Annotated in this window: 17 protein-coding genes; 8 read left to right on the top strand and 9 right to left on the bottom strand. The window is 67.2% G+C overall.

Annotation, left to right across the window (positions count from 1 at the left end):
* Positions 1 to 42: 42 nt before the first annotated feature.
* Both IB278_RS16545 and IB278_RS16550 read right to left on the bottom strand, forming a co-directional pair.
* A complete protein-coding gene (locus IB278_RS16545; protein WP_145746851.1) occupies positions 43 to 1029 on the bottom strand; it encodes an NAD(P)H-dependent flavin oxidoreductase in 987 nt (328 codons plus the stop codon).
* A 7-nt stretch (positions 1030 to 1036) separates the two neighbouring features.
* The gene (locus IB278_RS16550; RefSeq protein WP_145746850.1) at positions 1037 to 1777 is read right to left on the bottom strand and encodes an SDR family oxidoreductase; all 741 of its coding nucleotides are present in this window, start codon (positions 1775 to 1777) and stop codon (positions 1037 to 1039) included.
* Positions 1778 to 1937: 160 nt separating this feature from the next.
* On the opposite strand from IB278_RS16550, the gene IB278_RS16555 reads away from it, so the two are divergent.
* Both IB278_RS16555 and IB278_RS16560 read left to right on the top strand, forming a co-directional pair.
* Positions 1938 to 2528, top strand: a complete 591-nt coding sequence (locus IB278_RS16555) for a 2-hydroxychromene-2-carboxylate isomerase (protein WP_192324256.1) — start codon at positions 1938 to 1940, stop codon at positions 2526 to 2528.
* A 23-nt stretch (positions 2529 to 2551) separates the two neighbouring features.
* A complete protein-coding gene (locus IB278_RS16560) occupies positions 2552 to 4192 on the top strand; it encodes an AMP-binding protein (protein WP_192324258.1) in 1641 nt (546 codons plus the stop codon).
* A 16-nt stretch (positions 4193 to 4208) separates the two neighbouring features.
* Here IB278_RS16560 and IB278_RS16565 read toward each other — a convergent pair whose 3' ends face one another.
* Positions 4209 to 4919: a gamma-glutamylcyclotransferase gene (locus IB278_RS16565; protein ID WP_192324260.1), complete on the bottom strand. Its 711-nt coding sequence runs from the start codon at positions 4917 to 4919 to the stop codon at positions 4209 to 4211.
* Positions 4920 to 5006: 87 nt separating this feature from the next.
* A complete protein-coding gene (locus IB278_RS16570) occupies positions 5007 to 5921 on the bottom strand; it encodes a LysR family transcriptional regulator (RefSeq protein WP_192324262.1) in 915 nt (304 codons plus the stop codon).
* A 128-nt stretch (positions 5922 to 6049) separates the two neighbouring features.
* Between IB278_RS16570 and IB278_RS16575 the strand changes: the two genes are divergently transcribed.
* The 4 genes from IB278_RS16575 to IB278_RS16590 are packed head-to-tail and all read left to right on the top strand — an operon-like array spanning position 6050 to position 9335.
* Positions 6050 to 7315: an aromatic ring-hydroxylating dioxygenase subunit alpha gene (locus IB278_RS16575; RefSeq protein ID WP_192324264.1), complete on the top strand. Its 1266-nt coding sequence runs from the start codon at positions 6050 to 6052 to the stop codon at positions 7313 to 7315.
* A gap of 1 nt (position 7316) precedes the next feature.
* Positions 7317 to 7787: an aromatic-ring-hydroxylating dioxygenase subunit beta gene (locus tag IB278_RS16580; protein WP_192324266.1), complete on the top strand. Its 471-nt coding sequence runs from the start codon at positions 7317 to 7319 to the stop codon at positions 7785 to 7787.
* An 8-nt stretch (positions 7788 to 7795) separates the two neighbouring features.
* Complete coding sequence (locus tag IB278_RS16585; RefSeq protein WP_145746843.1) at positions 7796 to 8113, top strand: non-heme iron oxygenase ferredoxin subunit; 318 nt, start codon at positions 7796 to 7798, stop codon at positions 8111 to 8113.
* 4 nt (positions 8114 to 8117) lie between these two features.
* Positions 8118 to 9335: an NAD(P)/FAD-dependent oxidoreductase gene (locus tag IB278_RS16590; protein ID WP_192324268.1), complete on the top strand. Its 1218-nt coding sequence runs from the start codon at positions 8118 to 8120 to the stop codon at positions 9333 to 9335.
* Positions 9336 to 9391: 56 nt separating this feature from the next.
* Here IB278_RS16590 and IB278_RS16595 read toward each other — a convergent pair whose 3' ends face one another.
* The 4 genes from IB278_RS16595 to IB278_RS16610 form a co-directional block, all read right to left on the bottom strand.
* A complete protein-coding gene (locus IB278_RS16595) occupies positions 9392 to 10759 on the bottom strand; it encodes a sigma-54-dependent transcriptional regulator (protein WP_145746841.1) in 1368 nt (455 codons plus the stop codon).
* On the bottom strand, positions 10756 to 12591 hold the full coding sequence (locus IB278_RS16600) for a sensor histidine kinase (RefSeq protein ID WP_192324270.1): 1836 nt from the start codon (positions 12589 to 12591) through the stop codon (positions 10756 to 10758). Before IB278_RS16600 ends, IB278_RS16595 begins: the two co-directional genes overlap by 4 nt.
* Before the next feature lie 110 nt (positions 12592 to 12701).
* The gene (gene phbB / locus IB278_RS16605; protein ID WP_145746839.1) at positions 12702 to 13457 is read right to left on the bottom strand and encodes an acetoacetyl-CoA reductase; all 756 of its coding nucleotides are present in this window, start codon (positions 13455 to 13457) and stop codon (positions 12702 to 12704) included.
* Between the two features lie 69 nt (positions 13458 to 13526).
* Positions 13527 to 14924 carry a dicarboxylate/amino acid:cation symporter gene (locus IB278_RS16610; RefSeq protein WP_225612952.1) on the bottom strand — a complete coding sequence of 466 codons (1398 nt, stop codon included), beginning with the start codon at positions 14922 to 14924 and terminating at the stop codon, positions 13527 to 13529.
* Between the two features lie 345 nt (positions 14925 to 15269).
* On the opposite strand from IB278_RS16610, the gene IB278_RS16615 reads away from it, so the two are divergent.
* Positions 15270 to 15674, top strand: a complete 405-nt coding sequence (locus IB278_RS16615; protein WP_225612953.1) for a LysR substrate-binding domain-containing protein — start codon at positions 15270 to 15272, stop codon at positions 15672 to 15674.
* A 22-nt stretch (positions 15675 to 15696) separates the two neighbouring features.
* Positions 15697 to 16071, top strand: coding sequence for a hypothetical protein (locus IB278_RS16620; RefSeq protein ID WP_225612954.1), 375 nt, complete (start codon positions 15697 to 15699; stop codon positions 16069 to 16071).
* A gap of 108 nt (positions 16072 to 16179) precedes the next feature.
* On the opposite strand, the gene IB278_RS16625 is transcribed toward IB278_RS16620, so the two are convergent.
* A complete protein-coding gene (locus IB278_RS16625) occupies positions 16180 to 19281 on the bottom strand; it encodes a hypothetical protein (RefSeq protein WP_225612955.1) in 3102 nt (1033 codons plus the stop codon).
* Between the last annotated feature and the right edge of the window lie 121 nt (positions 19282 to 19402).

The raw sequence follows: 19402 nt of genomic DNA on the forward strand, positions 1-19402 counted from the left end.
TGGCCAGTGGCGGCGCTGGAGCAGCGCCGCCACAACGCCAGGCTAGGCCAGCGCAGGCTCCAGCAAACCGGCGAGCCGCTGAACGATCAGCTGCTCCGCCTCTTCCATGATGCGATCGATCAGCTCCTGCACCGTCGGAATGTCGTTGATCAGGCCGACCACCATGCCGCAGCTCCAGGCGCCGGCATCCATCTCGCCTTGCAGCATCACGCGCGGGTAGACCCCCGCGACCTGGTCGATGATGTCCTCGAACTTGAGGTCGGCTCCTTTTTCCTTCTCGATCCGGATCAGCTGCTCGACCGATGAATTGGTCAGCACGCGTTCCGTGTTGCGCAGGCCGCGCATCACCAGCCGTGTGTCCAGCTCGGTGGCCGCCACGATGGCGTCCTTCACGTTCTGGTGAATCGGCGCTTCCTGCGTGGCCACGAAGCGCGTGCCCATGTTCATGCCTTCCGCACCCAGCGCCAGCGCCGCCACCAGGCTGCGCGCATCGGCCATGCCGCCGGAGGCGACGAACGGGATCTTCAGCTCCTCGGCCGCACGCGGCAGCAGGATCATGTTCGGCAGGTCGTCCTCGCCCGGGTGGCCGCCGCACTCGAAACCGTCCACGCTCACGGCATCGCAGCCGATCGCTTCGGCCTTCAGCGCGTGCCGCACCGAGGTGCACTTGTGGATGACCTTGATGCCGGCCTTCTTGAGCGCGGGCATGTAGGCCTCGGGACTGCGCCCCGCCGTCTCGACGATGCGCACGCCGCCTTCGGCAATGGCCGCGATGTACTCGGGGTATGGCGGCGAGGACAGGGTCGGCAGGAACGTGAGGTTCACGCCGAAGGGCTGGTCCGTCATCTCGCGGCAGCGGCTGATTTCCTTGGCCAGGAGCTCGGGCGTCCGTTGCGTGAGGCCCGTGATGAGCCCGAGCCCGCCGGCGTTGGACACGGCCGCAGCAAGCTCGGCAAAGCCGACGTAGTGCATGCCGCCCTGGATGATCGGGTGGCGGATGCCGAAGAGTTCAGTGATGCGTGTTTTCATGTGTCTTTCACCAGGTTTCCATGTAGGGACGAAGGTCCATCTCGAAGGTCCATGCGTCCCGGGGCTGGGTGTGCAGGTACCAGTAGTTCTCCGCGATGTGCTCGGGATTCAGGATGCCGCCCTGCTCTTTCAGCGCGTAGCGTTCGGGGAAGTTGCTGCGGATGAACTCCGTGTCGATCGCGCCGTCGACCACGATGTGCGCCACGTGGATGCCGCGCGGGCCGAGCTCGCGCGCCATGCTCTGGGCCAGGGCGCGCAGCGCATGCTTGGCGCCGGCAAAGGCCGCGAACTTCGCCGAGCCGCGGATGCCGGCCGTCGCGCCGGTGAAGAGAATCGTGCCGCGCCCGCGCTCGACCATCCTGCGGGCGACCTCGCGCGCGTTCAGGAAGGCGCTGAAGGCGGCCATCTCCCAGATCTTCATGTACTTGCGCCCGGTCTCCTCCAGGATGCTGCTGGGCACGTTGGCGCCGATGTTGAACACCATCACTTCGATCGGGCCGCGCTCCTTCTCGATCTGGTCGATGAGGGCCACGACCTCTTCCTCCTTGCGCGCATCGCTGCCGTAGCCGAACGCCTGGCCGCCGGCCGCGCGGATGCGCTCGACGGCCGGCTCCAGCTTGTCGGCCGAGCGCCGCGTCAGGCACGCGACGTAGCCCTCTCGGGCGAAGCGCGCGCCGATCGCGCTGCCGGTGGCGTCGCCCGCGCCGATGACGAGAGCCACGCCGCGGTGGTTGGCTGATGGGTCCATACGGTCTCCTTTAAAAAACGTTCGTTAGGTCATTGCACGTTAATCAATGAACGTTCGTTTGTCAATCAAGGGCAAAGCCCAAGGAAACCCCGTTGACGAAGCTCGTTCAATCACATAGCTTTCGTTTACCAAACGTTCGTTAACTTAAAGGAGTCCCTCAATGCGCAAGTCAGTCGATTTCTTCTTCGATGTGGGAAGCCCGTCGTCCTACCTGGCGTGGACGCAGCTGCCCGCCCTGTGCGCGAGCCACGGTGCCGACCTCGTCTACCGGCCGATGTTGCTGGGCGGTGTCTACCAGGCCACCGGCAATGCCTCGCCGGCCACCATCCCCGCCAAGGGGCGCTATACGCAGATGGATTACGAGCGCCATGCGCGCCGCTATGGCGTGCCGTTCCAGGGCAACCCGCACTTCCCCGTCATCACGCTGTTCCTCATGCGTGCGGTCACCGGCATTCAACTGCGCCGCCCCGAGCAGCTGCAGCAGCTGCTGGGCTGCGTGTTCAAGGCGCTGTGGATCGATGCGCTCAACCTCAACGATGCGCAGCTCACGGCGCGCACGCTGGTCGAAGGCGGATTCGACCCCGCCGAGATCGAGCGCCTGGCGCAGGACGCCGAGACCAAGGCCGCACTGAAGGCAACGACGCAGGAGGCGGTCGAGCGCGGCGTGTTCGGCGCACCCACGCTCTTCGTCGGCGGCCAGATGTTCTTCGGCCAGGACCGGATGGACTTCGTTCGCGAAGCGCTGTCCTGACCAAAGCAAAAAAAGGAGACAACGTGGATCAAAGAATCTGGCATGCGTCCTACCCGGAAGGACTGCCCCGCGACCTCGTCTACGGCGAGCACGAAACCCTTGCCACCCTGCTCGAAGGCGCCTTCGCTCGAAACGCCGGCCGGCCGGCCGTGACGTGCAACGGCGAATCACTGACCTTCGCCGAGCTCGAACAGGCATCGGCTCGCTTTGCGGCCTTCCTGCAGGCGGCAGGGCTGCAGCCCGGCGACCGCGTGGCGCTGCTGCTGCCGAACCACCTCCTCTATCCCGTTGCCTTGGCTGCGATCGCACGCGCAGGCTTCGTGGGAGTGACCATGAATCCGCTCTACACGGCCCGCGAAGTGGCGTACCAGTTGGCGGATTCCGGCGCAGCGGCGCTGGTGGTTGCCGATCCGTTCGCGGGACTCGCGGCCGAGGCCATCGAGCGGACGGAGGTGCGGCACGTCGTCACCGCGCCGATGCAGGACTTGAGGCGATCGCTGCTCGCGCCCGCCGGCGATCGGCCGATGTCGGCACGCGGCTCCGACGTGCATCTCGTCCCGCTGCACACTGCCATCGCATCGGTGCAGGATGCAGGCTTCAGCGCCGCACAGGTGCGCCCCTCAGATCTCGCGTTCCTGCAATACACGGGCGGCACGACCGGCGTATCGAAGGGCGCCTGCCTTACGCATCGCAACGTCCTGGCGAGTGTGCTGCAGATGCAGTCCTGGCTGCGGCTGAACCTCGAGTTCCAGAACTTCGAGCTGGTCACGCCGCTGCCCCTGTACCACATCTTCCCGCTCGGCATGGCGCTGATGGCGCTGGCGAGCGGCGGACACAACCGGCTCGTCATGAATCCGCGCGACACCAAGGCCCTGTGCGCCGAGTTGCGCCGGGCGCCTTTCGACGTGCTGATCGGCGTCAACACCATGTTCAACGGCATGGTGAACCTGCCCGAACTGTCGTCGGTCGACTTTTCGCGCTGCGGCATGGTCATCGGCGCCGGCGCCTCGATCCAGGCGGCGGTCGCGCGCAAGTGGGAGGCGGCGGGCGGGCCGCCGATCACCGAGGCCTATGGGCTCACGGAGACATCGCCCAGCGCCACCTTCAATGCGCCGGGCTGCAACGGCACCATCGGAGTTCCGGTGCCCTCCACCGACGTGATGATCGTCGACGACGCGGGCGAGCCGGCGGCGCCGGGCGCGCCCGGCGAGTTGCTCATCAAGGGCCCGCAGGTGTTCGCCGGCTACTGGAAGCGCGAGGAAGAAACGCGCATGGCATTCACCGGCGATGGCTGGTTCCGCACGGGCGATGTCGTCACCATGGATGCGCAGGGGCTGATGACCATCGTCGACCGCAAGAAGGACATGATCCTGGTGTCCGGATTCAACGTGTATCCGAACGAGATCGAGGGCGTGGTCGCGCTGCATCCGGAGGTGCTGGAGTGCGCCTGCGTCGGCGTGCCCGACGAGCGCTCCGGCGAAGTCCCCCACCTGTTCGTCGTACGCCGCTCGCCGGGCCTGCAGGCGGACCAGGTCGAATCGCATTGCCGCGAGCTCCTGGCGCCCTACAAGGTGCCTCGACACATCACCTTTCTCGAGGCCTTGCCCAAATCGACCGTGGGCAAGATCCTGCGCAAGGAGCTGCGCGCACCGGCAGCGGCCTGATGGCGCGGATGCGGCTTCAGCCCACGGCGCTGCGCAGCCGCTCCATCCCCACGTCGCGTATGCCGAGCGCCTCGAGCTTTCGAAGCGTGGCGTCGAAGTACTCGCGGCAGCTGCCGAGGCTGCCCGCTCCCGTGTTGATCATCCGGGCCATCTCGTGCAGGGAGAGCGCCTTCGTGTAGCGTGGATGGGATCGGTCGACCGCAAAGGTGATTGCGCGCACCGGCCGGCCCTCCGCATGGGCGGTCACCCACCGGGCCTGGTACACCTCGGTCAGCATCTCCCTTCGCCAGAGCACCCGCAGCTCATCGCGCGCCTTGCGCGGCTCGATCTGCAACAGCAATCCCTGGCACGCGCCGCCCCGGTCGAGCGCGAGCATCAGTCCGGGGTGCTCCTGCGAGCCTCGCCCGACGATCGAGCGCAGGCAGAAGGAGCGGTGCCAACCGTGGACTTTCGCCGGATGCACGCCGGTGTGCTCCACCGCGGGGTTCCACATCAGCGATCCATATCCGAACACATGAACGGCTGCATTGCCATCGTGCCGCGAAAGCACGCCTTCGATGGACGCTTCCAGTTCCTCCGCGGTGCGCAGCCGCACGCCCACCGGGAGCTGCGCATAGACCTGCGCCATGAAGGCGTCATCGAGGAGCCCTTCGCGGGTGACCCGCACGGGCTCGATCGCCGCCTTCGATCCATCTCGGTCGTTCTCGCGCGGGCCGGGATAACGCATGGGCGAGCCTCCAGGGAGTCCTGTGGGAAGGGTCCGATGATAGCATCGGAGTCGTTTAGTGAACGTACGTACATTCAATGGAGCGCTTCAGCCGGGCACACCCTCCCCGTGAAGCCGCACGATCAGGGCGCGCAGCCACGCCACGGCGGGGTCCCGGTGATAGCGGCCGTGCCAGAACAGGCTGATCGCAATCTCGGGCAGCCTGGCCGGATGGCGCACATAGGACAGGCCGAACGGACCGGCCAGGGCCTGGGCGAGCCGCTCGGGCACCGTCGCCACGAGGTCGGAGCCGTGCAGGATATGGCCGACCGCCACGTAGTGCGGCACCGTCAGGACAACCTTGCGCACGATCTTCTTGCGGCTGAGAAGCTCATCCGCCTTGCCGTGGCCGGTTCCCTCCGAGACCACGACCACGTGATCGGCCTTCGAGAACTCGGCCAGCGAGATCTGGCGCTTGTCGAGCGCATGGCCCCGGCGGAACATGCAGACGTAGTGCTGCTTGAACAGCCGCCGCTGGAAATAGCCGCTCTTGAGCTGCGGCAGCAAGCCGATGGCCAGGGTGACGTGGCCGGATTCCATCTCGTCCTGGAGATTGACCGCCGTGTTGCGAACGGTGCTGATCGAGAGGCCCGGCGCCACGCGCGCCAGCTCCTTCATCAGCTTGGGCAGGAAATAGATCTCCCCGATGTCGGTCATGCCGATGGTGAAGGCGCGCGTCGACGTGGCCGGCTCGAACGAGCTCCGCTGGTTGATGGCGGCATGGATCGTCTGCAGGGCGCTCGCGGTCGGCGCGGCCAGCTGCTCGGCGAAGGGCGTGGGTTCCATGCCCTTGGGCGTTCGAAGAAACAGCGGGTCGTCGGTGAGCTTGCGCAGGCGCGCCAGCGCGTTGCTCACGCCGGGCTGCGAGAGGCCCAGATTCGCCGCCGCCTTCGACACCCGTCGGTCGATCAGCAGCTGGTTGAACACCACCAGCAGGTTGAGGTCGATGTCCTTGAGTTCCACCGCGTCTCCATTCGCGAAATCTATATGAATTATTCGGCACATTCTATTGAACGATAGGCTCGAACTGCCGATCATTGGGAACCACAAGACGAGCGGCCCAGGCGACGCGGCCGCACAGGAGACAAGACATGGACGACACATCGGCCGTTTTCCCGCAGCAGATCCGCTGGGAAGACAAGGGCACGAGCCGCATTCCCTTCATGGCCTACACCGACGCCGACCAGCACCGGCAGGAGCTCGAACGCCTTTTCTACCGGGGCCACTGGTGCTACGTGGGCCTGGAGGCCGAGATTCCCGAGGTCGGCGACTTCAAGCGCACGGTGATCGGCGAGCGCTCGGTGATCATGGTCCGGGATGCGGAAGGCTCCATCAGCGTGGTGGAAAACGTATGCGCGCACCGGGGCATGCAGTTCTGCCGCGAGCGCCATGGCAACCGCAAGGCCGGCGGGTTCACCTGTCCCTATCACCAGTGGAACTACTCGCTGGGCGGCGACCTGCAGGGCGTGCCCTTTCGCCGCGGCGTGAAGCAGGACGGCAAGGTCAATGGCGGAATGCCGGCCGACTTCAAGCCGGCCGAGCACGGCCTCAACAAGCTCAAGGTCGCCACGCGCGGCGGCGTCGTGTTCGCGTCCTTCGATGCACAGGTGGAATCACTCGAGGACTTCATGGGCCCGGAAATCCTGGGCTACTTCGACCGGCTGTTCAACGGCCGCAAGCTCACGATCCTCGGCTACAACCGCCAGCGCATTCCCGGCAACTGGAAGCTGATGCAGGAGAACATCAAGGACCCGTACCACCCGGGCCTGCTGCACACCTGGTTCGTCACCTTCGGGCTCTGGCGCGCCGACAACAAGTCGGAGCTGAAGATGGACCGCCATCACCGCCACGCCGCGATGATCTCGACCCGCGGCGCGAGCGGCAAGGCCGACCAGGTCACACAGGTGTCGAGCTTCAAGGAAAGCATGAAGCTCAACGACGACCGCTTCCTGGACATCGTGCCCGAGCCGTGGTGGCGCGGCCCGACGGCGGTGATGATGACGCTGTTCCCGAGCGTGATCTTCCAGCAGCAGGTCAACAGCGTCTCGACCCGGCATATCCAGCCGAGCGGCCCGGGCGCCTTCGATTTCGTCTGGACGCACTTCGGCTTCGAGGACGACGACGACGCCATGACCTTGCGGCGGCTGCGCCAGGCCAATCTCTTCGGACCGGCGGGCTTCGTTTCGGCCGACGATGGCGAGGTGATCGAGCTTTCGCAGAAAGGCTTCGAACAGAAACCTTTCCACCGCACGCTCGCCGAACTCGGCGGACGCGAAGTCGGCGACACGGACCACATGGTCACCGAGACGCTGATCCGGGGCATGTACGAATACTGGCGCAAGGTCATGGAGGCTTGAGATGAACTTCCAGGACTACTTCGAGCTGACCCAGCTCTATGCCCGCTACGCCCAGGCGGTGAGTTCCGGCCAATGGGAACTCTGGCCGGAATTCTTCACGGACGACTGCAGCTACCGCCTGCAGCCGCGCGAGAACCACGAGCGCGGCTTTCCGCTGGCCACGCTGTCGTTCGAAAGCAAGGGCATGCTGAAGGACCGCGTCTACGGCATCCGCGAGACCCTGTTCCACGACCCCTACTACCAGCGCCACGTGGTCGGGACGCCGCTCGTGCTGAAGGCCGAGGCGGACCGCTTCGAGTGCGAGGCCAACTACGCGGTGTTCCGCACCAAGCTGTCCGAACTCTCGAGCGTCTTCAATGTGGGCCGCTACATCGATGTGGTCGTGCGTACCGCCGAGGGGCTGAAGTTTGCCTCGCGCCAGGTCATCTACGACAGCGAAATGATCCCCAACTCCGTCATCTATCCCCTCTGAGGCCAGCCATGAGCGATTCCCAATGGACCGAGGCCGCAGCGGTCGACGAAGTACCCGCCGACGATGTCGTCGGCATGCAGGTCGGCGGGCGCGACATCGCGCTGTACAACGTGGACGGCCAGATCTACGCGACCGACAACGTGTGCACCCACGGCCATGCGCGCCTGTGCGAGGGCTTCCTCGAAGGCCACGAGATCGAGTGCCCGCTGCACCAGGGCAAGTTCGACGTGCGCAATGGAAAGCCGACCTGCGCGCCCGTGACCGAGGCGATCCGCGCATACCCGGTGAAGATCGATGCGGGCCGGGTGTTTCTCTCGCTCGGTTGAACTCATGAATACCGAAACCATCGCCATCGTGGGCGCCGGCCAGGCCGGCGGCTGGGCCGCGCAGACGCTGCGCAGCGAGGGTTTCGCGGGGCGCGTGGTGCTGGTCGGCGACGAGCCGCATCGTCCCTACGAGCGCCCGCCGCTGTCCAAGGCGGTGCTCGCCGGGGACGCGCAGGCGGACACGACCCACCTGCTGAAACCGGAAGCCTTCGATGCGCTTCGCATCGACTGGCGGCCGAACGTCGGCGCGACCTTCATCGACCGGGCCGCGAAGCAGCTCCACCTGACGCAGGGAGCGCATGTTTCCTACGACAAGCTGATTCTCTGCAGCGGCGGCCGGGCGCGCCGCCTGGATATCCCGGGCGCGGACCTGCCCGGCGTCTTCAGCTTGCGCAGCATCGAGGATGCGGCGGCGCTCGGTGCCGCGCTGTTGGCCGGCAAGCGGCTGCTCGTCGTCGGGGGCGGCTGGATCGGACTCGAAGTGGCTGCGACGGCCCGCAAGAAAGGCATGGAGGTGACCGTCGTGGAAGCGATGGGCCGGCTGTGCGAGCGCACCGTTCCGCCGGAAATCTCCGGCTACCTGCTGCAGCTCCACATCGCGCACGGCGTCGATGTCCGGCTCGGCACCGGCATCGAACGCCTGGCGCAGAACGCGCGGGGCGGTCTCACGGCGTCATTCACCGATGGGCGCGAGATCGAATGCGACGCGGTCCTCATCGGTGTCGGCCTGGTCCCCAACGACGAGCTCGCGCGCGAGGCTGGCCTGGCATGCGATGGCGGCGTGCTGGTCGATTCGCAGTGCCGCTCCTCCGATCCCGACATCCTGGCCGCGGGCGACGTGGCTGCATGGCAGTGCGAATGGGCGGGGCGCCGGATGCGGCTCGAATCGTGGCAGAACGCCCAGGAGCAGGGCATTGCCGCTGCGCGCGCGGCGCTCGGCATCGCGGTGAACCACCAGCCGCTGCCCTGGTTCTGGTCGGACCAGTACGAGGTCAACCTGCAGATCTTCGGCATGCCCACGCCGGCACACGATGTGGTCGTGCGCGGCGACCGCAATTCCGGCAGCTTCGTGATGTTCTTCCTGGACTCCGGCAAGGTCGTTGCGGCGCTGGGCCCCGATGCCGCGCGCGACCTGCGATTTGCGCGGCGGCTGATCGAGCGCCGCACCAGCGTCGATGCTGCGCAGCTCGCCGACCTGCAGGTGCCGCTCGCCAAGCTTTGAGACCGCGGTCCTGGTCTCTGTGCCGGGCGATCGCCAAGCCCGAGCCGCCCCGCCGGTTACGGGGACTTGAACTCTTCCGCCGCGATGCCGAGCTTGCGCAGCTTGTCGTGCAGCGTCTGCCGTGCGATGGCGAGCGAGGCCGCCGTGGCCGGCTGGTCGCCCTGGTGCTTGCGCAGCGCCTCGACGATCACCGCGCGCTCGAAGGATTCCACCTGCTGCGGCAGCGCGCGCGGCAGCGCCGGCAAGCCCTCGCCGGTGCCGCGGGTCTGCGTCAGGCGCTCGCCGAGCAGGCCCAGGACGAAACGGTCGGCCACGTTGCGCAGCTCGCGCACGTTGCCCGGCCACGCGTAGGCCATCAGGTCGGCCAGCTGGGCGTTGGTGGGCAGTGGCGCCGCACGCCCGTAGCGGCTCGCGGCCAGCAGCGTGAAGTGCTCGAACAGCAGGGGAATGTCTTCGCGTCGCTCGCGCAGCGGCGGCAGCTCGATGAAGGCGACGCCGAGCCGGTAGTACAGGTCGGCCCTGAACTTCTGGCGGTCGCTCATGTCCTTCAGGTCCTCCTTGCTTGCGGCCACCACGCGGCAGTCGAAGGCAATGGCCTTGTTGGAGCCGATGCGCTCGATGCTGCGCTCCTGCAGCGCGCGCAGCAGCTTGATCTGCACGGCCATCGGCATGCTCTCGATCTCGTCGAGGAAGAGCGTGCCGCCATTGGCATATTCGAACTTGCCCACGCGCACGCGGTTGGCGCTGGTGAAGGCGCCGGCCTCGTGGCCGAACAGCTCGCTCTCGGCCAGCGCCTCGGGCAGGCCGCCGCAGTTGAGCGGAACGAAATGCTGGCGGCGGCGTTCGCTGTGCTCGTGCAGGCAGCGCGCGACGAGTTCCTTGCCGGTGCCGGTTTCGCCGTAGACCAGCACGTCGGCCGAGGTTTCGGCGAGCGTCATCACGGTGCGGCGCACCAGCTGCATCTGGGCCGACCGGCCGATCAGCACCGACTGGATGCCGTTCCAGTTCTCCAGCGCATCGCGCAGCGCGCGCACCTGCAGCGAAAGCTGCCGGCGCTCGATGGCGTGGCGCACGATGGCCACCAGCCGCTCGGAGCTGAAGGGCTTCTCGATGAAGTCGTAGGCGCCCTCGCGCATGGCCTGCACCGCCATCGCGATATGGCCGTGGCCGGTGACCAGGATCACGGGCAGCTCGGCATCGATGCCGTGCAGCTCGGGCAGCCATTCGGCGCCGCTCAGGCCTGGCAGGCGCACGTCGCAGACCACGATGGCCGGCACGCCGAAGCTGATGTGGCTGCGCGCGCGTTCGACGCTCGCAAAGGATTCGACCTCGAAACCGGCCAGGGTCAGCACCTGGGTCGTGCTGATGCGGACGTCTTCGTCGTCCTCGACCAGCATCACCCGGATGGCAGGGGCTTCGCTCACTTGTTGATCACTCCTGTGGGGGTGGGAATAAGAACGGCCTGCACGGCGGCCGGAAGGTCGGCGATGAAGGAGGCGCCGCCTTCCGGCAGGTTGGCCGCACGCAGCGTGCCGTCCATGGCGCGCACCAATTGTGCCGAGATCGCGAGCCCGAGCCCGAGGCCCGTGCCGGCCGGCTTGCTGCTGACGAAGGGCTCGAACAGGCGCGGCAGGATGTGGGATGGAATGCCCGGTCCGGTGTCGTTCACCCGCAGCAGCACCCGGCCCTCTTGCGGCCGCGCCTCGAGCCGCAGCCTGCGCCGGGGCGAGGCCTGCATGGCGTCGATGGCGTTGCGCATCAGGTTGACGAGCACGCTGCCCAGCGCGGCCTCTTCGGCCATCACGCTCAGCGCCGCGGGCTGCACGTCGACTTCGAAGGCGACGCCGTTCTTCTTGATGGCCTCGGCCACGATGGCCTGCGCGTCGGCCACGGCTCGCGCCACCGGCACCGCCGCGAGCGGAAGTTCGCTCTTGTGCGCGAAGGTCTTGAGCTGCGAGGTCAGGCGCGCCAGGCGGTCGACCATGTCCCGGATGCGCTGCAGGTTGCCACGCACGTCGTCCAGGCGGTTCTTGTCGAGCAGGATGGCGGCGCTCTCCGAGAGCGTGCGCATCGCGGTGAGCGGCTGGTTCAGTTCGTGCACCACGCCGGCCGACATCTGGCCCAGCGCCGCCATCTTGCCGGCATGCACCAGCTCGCCCTGGGCGGCGCGCAGCTGTGCGGTGCGCGCCACCACGGTCGACTCGAGCGTGTCGTGCGCCGCCTGCAGCGCCGCCTGGTTGGCCAGTTTCTGCCGCACGGCGCGGCGGCGCTGCCACAGCGTCACGGCCACCAGCAACAGCACCGCCATTGCGAGGCTCGCGGTGATGGCGGCGTTGCGCGCGCCCACGCGCACCGGCGCCAGGTCGTCGAGCGCCATCAGCTGCCACGGCGCACCGCGCAGCGAGCGCGTGGAGGCCAGCTGGTCGATGCCGTCGAGCGCGATGACCCTCACATCGCGCGCCAGCGTCTCCTTCAGCGTCCATTGCAGCGGCTGCAGGCCGGCCTCGCCGTAGGGGCGCGAGCGCTGCACCTCGGCCCGCTGCTGGGCGTCGAGCGGCAGCATCGGCCGGAACTTGAGGTCTTCGCGGGTGGCGAGGATCACCACGCCGCGCTGGTCGATCAGCGCCACGTCGCCCGGCAGCTTGCGCCAGGCGCGTTCGGATTCCTCCAGGTTCACCTTCACGGCGACCACGCCGCGCGAGGGCTGGCCGCGGCGCAAGGCATACGAGAGGTAGTAGCCGGGCTTGCGGCTGGTGATGCCGACGCCGTAGAAGCGGCCCTTGCCCTGCCCCAGCGCATCGATCACGTAGGGCCGGAACGACAGGTCCTGGCCAACGGTGGTGCCGGGCCGGTTCCAGTCGGAAGCGGCCAGCGAGGTGCCGGCCGAGTCCAGCACGTAGAGCATTTCTGCGCCGGCGGCGGCGTTGACGCCGTCGAGGTAGCGGTTGACCGCATCGCGCAGCGGTGCATCCGAGGGCGTGCCGAGCAGTGCGGGGACGATGGGCGTCATCTCCAGCAGCGCGGGCAGGTACTCGAAACGGGCCAGGTCGGCATCGAGCCCTGTGGCAAGCATGTCGAGCCGGTGGTCGGCCGCCTCGCTCAGCCGCGCGAGGCCGTTCTGCATGGCGAAGTGATGCCCCGCAAAGGCGGCCGCGGCCACCAGCGCCAGTGCGCCGCACCAGCGCGGCAGGCCGCGCCACCGTCTCGGGCTGTGGGAAGGCAAGTCGAAGTGCAGTGCCGGCTGCCGTGGAATCATGAACCCGTTATTGCACAAGGCCGTGAACGCCGCATCAGTGGCTGCCCGGTGGCGGGTGTCACGGACGGTTTCATCCAGGCCCAGGGCGGGTTCGGGCACGGCGTCATCGGTCACTGCATGTGCTGGCCGCCGTTGATGGCAATGTTGGCACCGGTCACGAAAGCCGCCTCCTCCGATGCGAGATAGATGATCAGCCCCGCCACTTCCTCGGGCTTGCCGAGGCGCCCCACCGGGATGTGCGGCAGGATCTTGCTGTCGAGCACTTCCTTCGGAATGGCAGTGACCATCTTGGTGCCGATGTAGCCGGGCGAGATGGTGTTCACCGTCACGCCCTTCTTCGCCACTTCGAGTGCCAGCGCCTTGGTGAACCCGTGCACGCCGGCCTTGGCGGCCGAGTAGTTGGTCTGGCCGAACGCGCCCTTCGAGCCGTTCACCGACGACACGTTGATGATGCGGCCCCAGCCCCGCTCCACCATGCCGTCGGCCACCTGCTTGCTCATGTTGAACAGGCTGTCGAGGTTGGTGCGCAGCACGGCGTTCCAGTTGATCTGGTCCATCTTCTTGAAGGTCATGTCGCGCGTGATGCCGGCGTTGTTGACCAGCACGTCGACCGGGCCCAGGGCCTCCTGCACCTGGCCCACCGCCCGTGCACACGAGTCGTAGTCGGCCACGTCGCAGGGAACGGCCAGGATCTGGTAGCCGCGCGACGCCATCTGGGCCACCCATTCGGCGTGCGACTTGTTGCCCGGCGAGTAAGTCACCGCGAGCTTGTAGCCCGCATCGACCATCTTGGTGGAGATCGTCTCGCCCAGGCCGCCCATGCCGCCGGTGACCAGGACCACGTGTTGCTGCTTGCTCTCGCTCATCTGCTTTCTCCTTGGTGCGTTGTGTGACAAGAAACCCGTTCAGGCGCGTTCCACCGCGAGTGCCACGCCTCAGTGCGGCTGGGCCACCGGCATGTGGGTCTCGACCTTGTCCAGCACCGCCTCGGGCGCGTCGGCCTCGGCCGGGGTCTCGTTGTCCAGCATGCGCTTCATGCGGACGGTGTCCAGGTCATTGGTCCACTTGGCGACCACCACCGTGGCCACGCCGTTGCCGATCAGGTTGGTCAGCGCGCGGGCTTCCGACATGAAGCGGTCGATGCCCAGGATCAACGCCAGGCCCGCCACCGGCACGTGGCCGACGGCCGAAAGCGTGGCCGCCAGCACGATGAAGCCGCTGCCCGTGACGCCCGCCGCACCCTTCGAGGTGAGCAGCAGCACGGCCAGCAGCGTGAGCTGCTGCGTGAGCGTCATGTCGGTGTTGGTCGCCTGCGCGATGAACACCGCCGCCATCGTCAGGTAGATCGAGGTGCCGTCCAGGTTGAACGAGTAGCCCGTGGGCACCACCAGGCCGACCACCGACTTCTTCGCGCCCAGGTTCTCCAGCTTGGCCATCATGCGCGGCAGCACCGACTCCGAGGACGAGGTGCCCAGCACGATCAGCAGTTCTTCCTTGATGTACTTGATGAACTTCCAGATGCTGAAGCCGTGCGCCCGCGCAATGAGCCCCAGCACCACGAAGATGAAGAACAGGCAGGTGGCATAGAAGGTGGCCATCAGCTGGCCCAGCTGCAGCAGCGAACTCACCCCGTACTTGCCGATGGTGAAGGCCATGGCACCGAAGGCGCCGATGGGCGCGACCTTCATGATGTAGCCCACGATCACGAAGAGCACATGCGAGCCCTTCTCGATCACGTCGAACACCAGCGTGCCGCGTCCGCCGAACTTGTGCAGCGCGAAACCGAACATCACCGCGATCAGCAGCACCTGCAGGATCTCGCCCTTGGCGAAGGCGTCGACCACCGTGCTGGGGATGACGTTGAGCAGGAAGTCGGTGGTGCTCTGCATCTTTCCGGGACCGGTGTAGGCCGCGATGCTCTTGGCGTCGAGCTGGCTCACGTCGACGTTCATGCCGGCGCCAGGACGCACGATGTTGATGATGACCAGCCCCACCACCAGCGCGATGCTGCTCACGATCTCGAAGTACAGGAGCGCCAGCCCGCCGGTCTTGCCGACCTTCTTCATGTCTTCCATGCCGGCGATGCCGACCACCACGGTGCAGAAGATGATCGGCGCGATGATCATCTTGATGAGCTTGATGAAGCCGTCGCCCAGCGGCTTCATCGATGCCCCGGTGTCGGGATAGAAGTGCCCCAGCAGCACCCCGAGCACGATGGCGGTGATGACCTGGAAGTAGAGCGATTTGTAGAAGGGCTTGGGGGCGGCGGATGGTTGGTCCACGGGAGTCTCCTGGAAAATTTCAGACGCTGGCGGCGTCACGGTGTCGTTCATGGCCGCATCCTCGTCAGGCCGCATTGCGGTGCGAGTTGGCATCGACGTTGGGCGTGAGCGCGTCAACCCGTTCGCCGGTGTCCGGGGGGTCAAGGTCACCCATGGTGCTCATCGGTTTGTCTCCTGTGTCATGGCCGGGACCTGCATCGGGCGATGCGGCCGGCCCTGGTACAGAGCAATCGATGTGCCACGCGGCGCGTGGCGCGCAGGGCCCGCTAAGTCGTTGATTTCATGGGGAACGAGGCGGGAATGAAATGGAGGGCCTGACGACGATCCGGCTGCGCGGCGACGAGGCTGTCCGAATTGCCGGACCGGTGATTGGGGTAAACCCTGGCATTCGTCCGCATGGGATGTCCGGTGCGACGAAGGCACCCGCAAGGCCGCCGGTGGGAGCAAGTGCTGCGCCCCCGCGATGTGCTGAATGAGCGCCTGATCTCGTTCAGCCGGGGCACGCCGCAGGGCCGCATCATTGCTGACTGGTGCGCGGGCAGCCAGGCGGAGGCGGCGTCATCGATCGACGTACGCTCCGGGCAGATGGCCTGCGCGCTGGCGGCCTGCGGCGCCGGTGTCGCGATCGTGGACGACCTGACGGCGCGCGCCCATCGCAGCGGCGAGCTGGACTTCCGGCCCATCGTCAACCCATCGCTGGGCATCTTCGCGCTCACGCACGAGGGCTTCGCGCCGTCGGTGCTCGGCAAGCGGATGGTCGAACGGGTCGCCGCATCGCTGAAGCAGGCCGGGGGCGGCTGAACACCGCGTCAGAATGCAGCGCATGAACCATCAGAGCGACATGCAGGACAGTGCCGAATACGTTCCCTTCGAGGAATTTCGCCAAGGCCTTCCGCAGGGGCGTTTTCGCGTCATCGTCAATCCGGCGCTGGCAGCGGCCTTCGTGTCACAACGAACGTACGCCATGCCGCTGGCGATTGCCCTCATCGGCCCGGGCATCGCCGTGGCGCTGGCCGGGCATCCGTGGGTCGGCGGGCCGCTGGTGGCGGCCGGCATCCTGTTGCGATGGTCCATCAAGACCGGCGCGCCGCGCATCCTGCTGCACCTGGTCACGCGCGTGCCGTCGGTCTACGAGCAGGCCACCGGCCATGGCGTGATGGAAGTGCGCCGCGCAGATCCGGCAGCAGCGTTGCGCTGAGCCGGATCTGCGCGGGCTTGTCCGGGACAGGCCGCGAAGGCCCGTCCCTTCTTTTCAGAAGCGTCCACCACCGCCCCTCTCGACGAAGGACGGTGGCCGGATCATCGATCAGCCCAGCAGGCTGTCCAGGATGCTGGCAACCGGCGTTCCGCTGCCGCCGAGCCCTTGATCGACCTGGCTGGTGATCGGAGCGATGGTCCCTCCCAGGAGGTCGCCGCCAAGCAGGTTGCCGACCAGGCCGTCTTCACCCAGCACGCCACCCAGCAGGTCACCGCCGAGCAGATCACCGCCCAGGAGATCGCCACCGACCAGGTTGCCGACGAGGCCGTCTTCACCCAGCACGCCACCCAGCAGGTCACCGCCGAGCAGATCACCGCCCAGGAGATCGCCACCGACCAGGTTGCCGACCAGGCCGTCTTCACCCAGCACGCCACCCAGCAAGTCACCGCCAAGCAGATCACCACCCAGGAGATCGCCACCGAGCAGGTTGTCGACCAGGCCGTCTTCACCCAGTACGCCGCCGAGCAGGTCACCGCCAAGCAGATCACCACCCAGGAGGTCGCCACCGAGCAGGTTGCCGACCAGGCCGTCTTCGCCCAGCACGCCGTCGAGCAGGTCGCCTCCGAGCAAGTCGCCACCCAGGAGGTCGCCACCGAGCAGGTTGCCGACCAGGCCGTCTTCGCCCAGCACGCCGTCGAGCAGGTCGCCGCCGAGCAAGTCGCCACCCAGGAGGTCGCCACCGAGCAGGTTGTCGACGAGGCCGTCCTCGCCCAGCACGCCGTCGAGCAGATCGCCGCCAAGCAAGTCGCCACCCAGGAGATCGCCGCCGAGCAGGTTGCCGACCAAGCCGTCCTCGCCGAGGACCCCATCGAGCAGATCACCGCCGAGCAGGTCACCGCCCAGGAGATCGCCACCGAGCAGGTTGCCGACCAAGCCGTCCTCACCGAGGACGCCGTCGAGCAGGTCACCGCCGAGCAAGTCACCGCCCAAGAGGTCACCACCGAGCAGGTTGTCGACAAGGCCATCCTCACCCAGCACGCCATCCAGCAGATCGCCGCCGAGCAAGTCACCGCCCAAGAGGTCGCCACCCAGCAGGTTGCCCAGGAGGCCGTCTCCACTCAACAGACCGCCAAGCACGCCGTCGTCGCCAAGCACATTGCCCAGCAGACCGTCGTCACCCAGCACGCCTTCGGTCAGGCCGCCGAGCAGGCCGTCCTCGCCGCCCAGCAGGCCACCGAGCGGGCTGTCTTCGATCAGGCCGCCCACGACGCCGTCCGTGCCGAGCAGGTTGTCCACCACGCCGTCCTGGCCGAGCAAGCTACCGGTCAGACCTTCGCTGCCGAGCACGCCGGCCAGCGTGCCTTCTCCGCCCAGCAAGCCACCGACCAGGCCGTCGCCAAGGAGGCCGCCGAGGGCACCGTCGCCGCCGAGCAGTCCACCGAGCAGGCCTTCCTCGCCCAACGGACCGCCGAGCAGCCCGCCCAGCGCGCCGTCTTCGCCCAGGAGTCCGCCAACGATGCCTTCGTCGCTCAGCGCGTTGCCGAGCAGCCCGCCGACGGCGCTGTCTTCACCCAGGAGGTTGCCGACCAGGCCGTCTTCGGCAAGGAGTCCACCCACCAGTCCACTTTCCTCCATCAGGCCGCTGACGAGGCTGTCCTGGCCAAGCACGCCTTCGACGAGGTCGCCGACCACACCGCCGTCGCCCACCAGGTTGTCAATGACGCCATCGAGGCCGAGCGCCGTCGTCGCTCCGCTCAGGATGCCGTTCTCGCCCACCAGGTTGTCCAGGCCATTCTGAAGCGCGTCGGTGACGTGGTCGACCTGGCCGACCAGTGCATCGGTGGCGCCTTCGCCCAGCAGGGCGTCGACGATGGGCGCCGCCACGCCGTCCACGCTGTCGACCACGGTCTCGGTGAAATCGTCCACCGGATCGAACTGGTTCGGATCGTCCCGCGTGAACTCCTCGCCCAGAATCGGCGACACGATGTCATCGATCAGGTCGGTCGTGCCGTCGATGACGCCCGGCACCGGCGTGAGTGAACCACCCAGGCCCAGGTTGTCGTCCGTCGCGCCGATCAAGCCGCCGGTGAGGTCATCGCCCGGATCGAGCAGGTGATCGCCGTCTGCGTCTGCGTCTGCGTCTGCATCGGCATCGGCATCGGCATCGGCATCGGCATCGGCATCGGCATCGGCGTCAGCGTCAGCGTCAGCGTCAGCGTCAGCGTCAGCGTCGGCGTCGGCGTCTGCGTCTGCGTCTGCGTCCGCATCGGCATCAGCATCGGCATCAGCATCGGCATCGGCATCGGCATCGGCATCGGCATCGGCATCGGCATCGGCATCGGCATCGGCATCGGCATCGGCATCAGCATCAGCATCAGCATCAGCATCAGCATCAGCATCAGCATCAGCATCAGCATCAGCATCAGCATCAGCATCAGCATCAGCGTCCGCATCGGCATCGGCATCGGCATCGGCGTCGGCATCCGCGTCGGCGTCGGCGTCGGCGTCGGCGTCGGCATCAGCATCAGCATCAGCATCAGCATCAGCGTCCGCATCGCTGTCGCTGTCGCTGTCACCATCATCAAGACCGCCCCCCGTACCGCCCCCGCTGCCAAGGAAGAACGGAACCGTTCCACCGTCGCTGCCGCCGCCGCCGCCCAATGCCGCGCCGAGCGCGACTGCGCCGAGCGCGCCGAGGGCGAACTCGCCCAGGCCGATGCCGGCTGCACCGGTGTGCGCCTTCGTGACTGCGACAGCTGCTGCGTCCGCATCGTTGTCGGGCGGCGTGATCTTGAGGTCGCCCGCGGCGACGTCGACGTTCACCTGCTCGAGGCCGCCCGGCAGCTTGGTCGATCCGAGCGTCGCGTCGGTGCCGCCGGTAAAGACGCCGGCCAGCGGTGCCTTGTTGGAAGGCGAACCCGGAAACAGCACTTCGGCCTGGCCGCCTTCGGGGACCAGCACGCGGTCGCCGGTGAGAAGGGCGTGGCTGCCGTCCACGGGGATCCGGACGCCGTCGCGGATCAGCGCTGTGCCGGGAGTGGCATTGGAAAGCGATCCGATGCTGGACGGCGCGGAGGCGGCGACCGGCGGCACTGTGGACGATCCCATCGGAGCGATGGGGGTCACCGTGGCTTGGGCGATGACCACCGGTGCAACGTCGTTGTTGACGGCTCCGGAAGTGGATGGAATCGATGTCTGCGACGCGGTCATGTGAGAGGCCTCCTCGTTGATTGGATGGTCATAGGGGGCAACATGCGTGCCACTGCCCGTCCATTCCGGAGAGACCTCCTGCGATTAATCGCAAGTCGTTGAATCGTAAGGATTTTTGGCT

The sequence above is a fragment of the Variovorax sp. VRV01 genome (assembly GCF_014852545.1).
GTDB lineage: Bacteria > Pseudomonadota > Gammaproteobacteria > Burkholderiales > Burkholderiaceae_C > Variovorax > Variovorax beijingensis_A.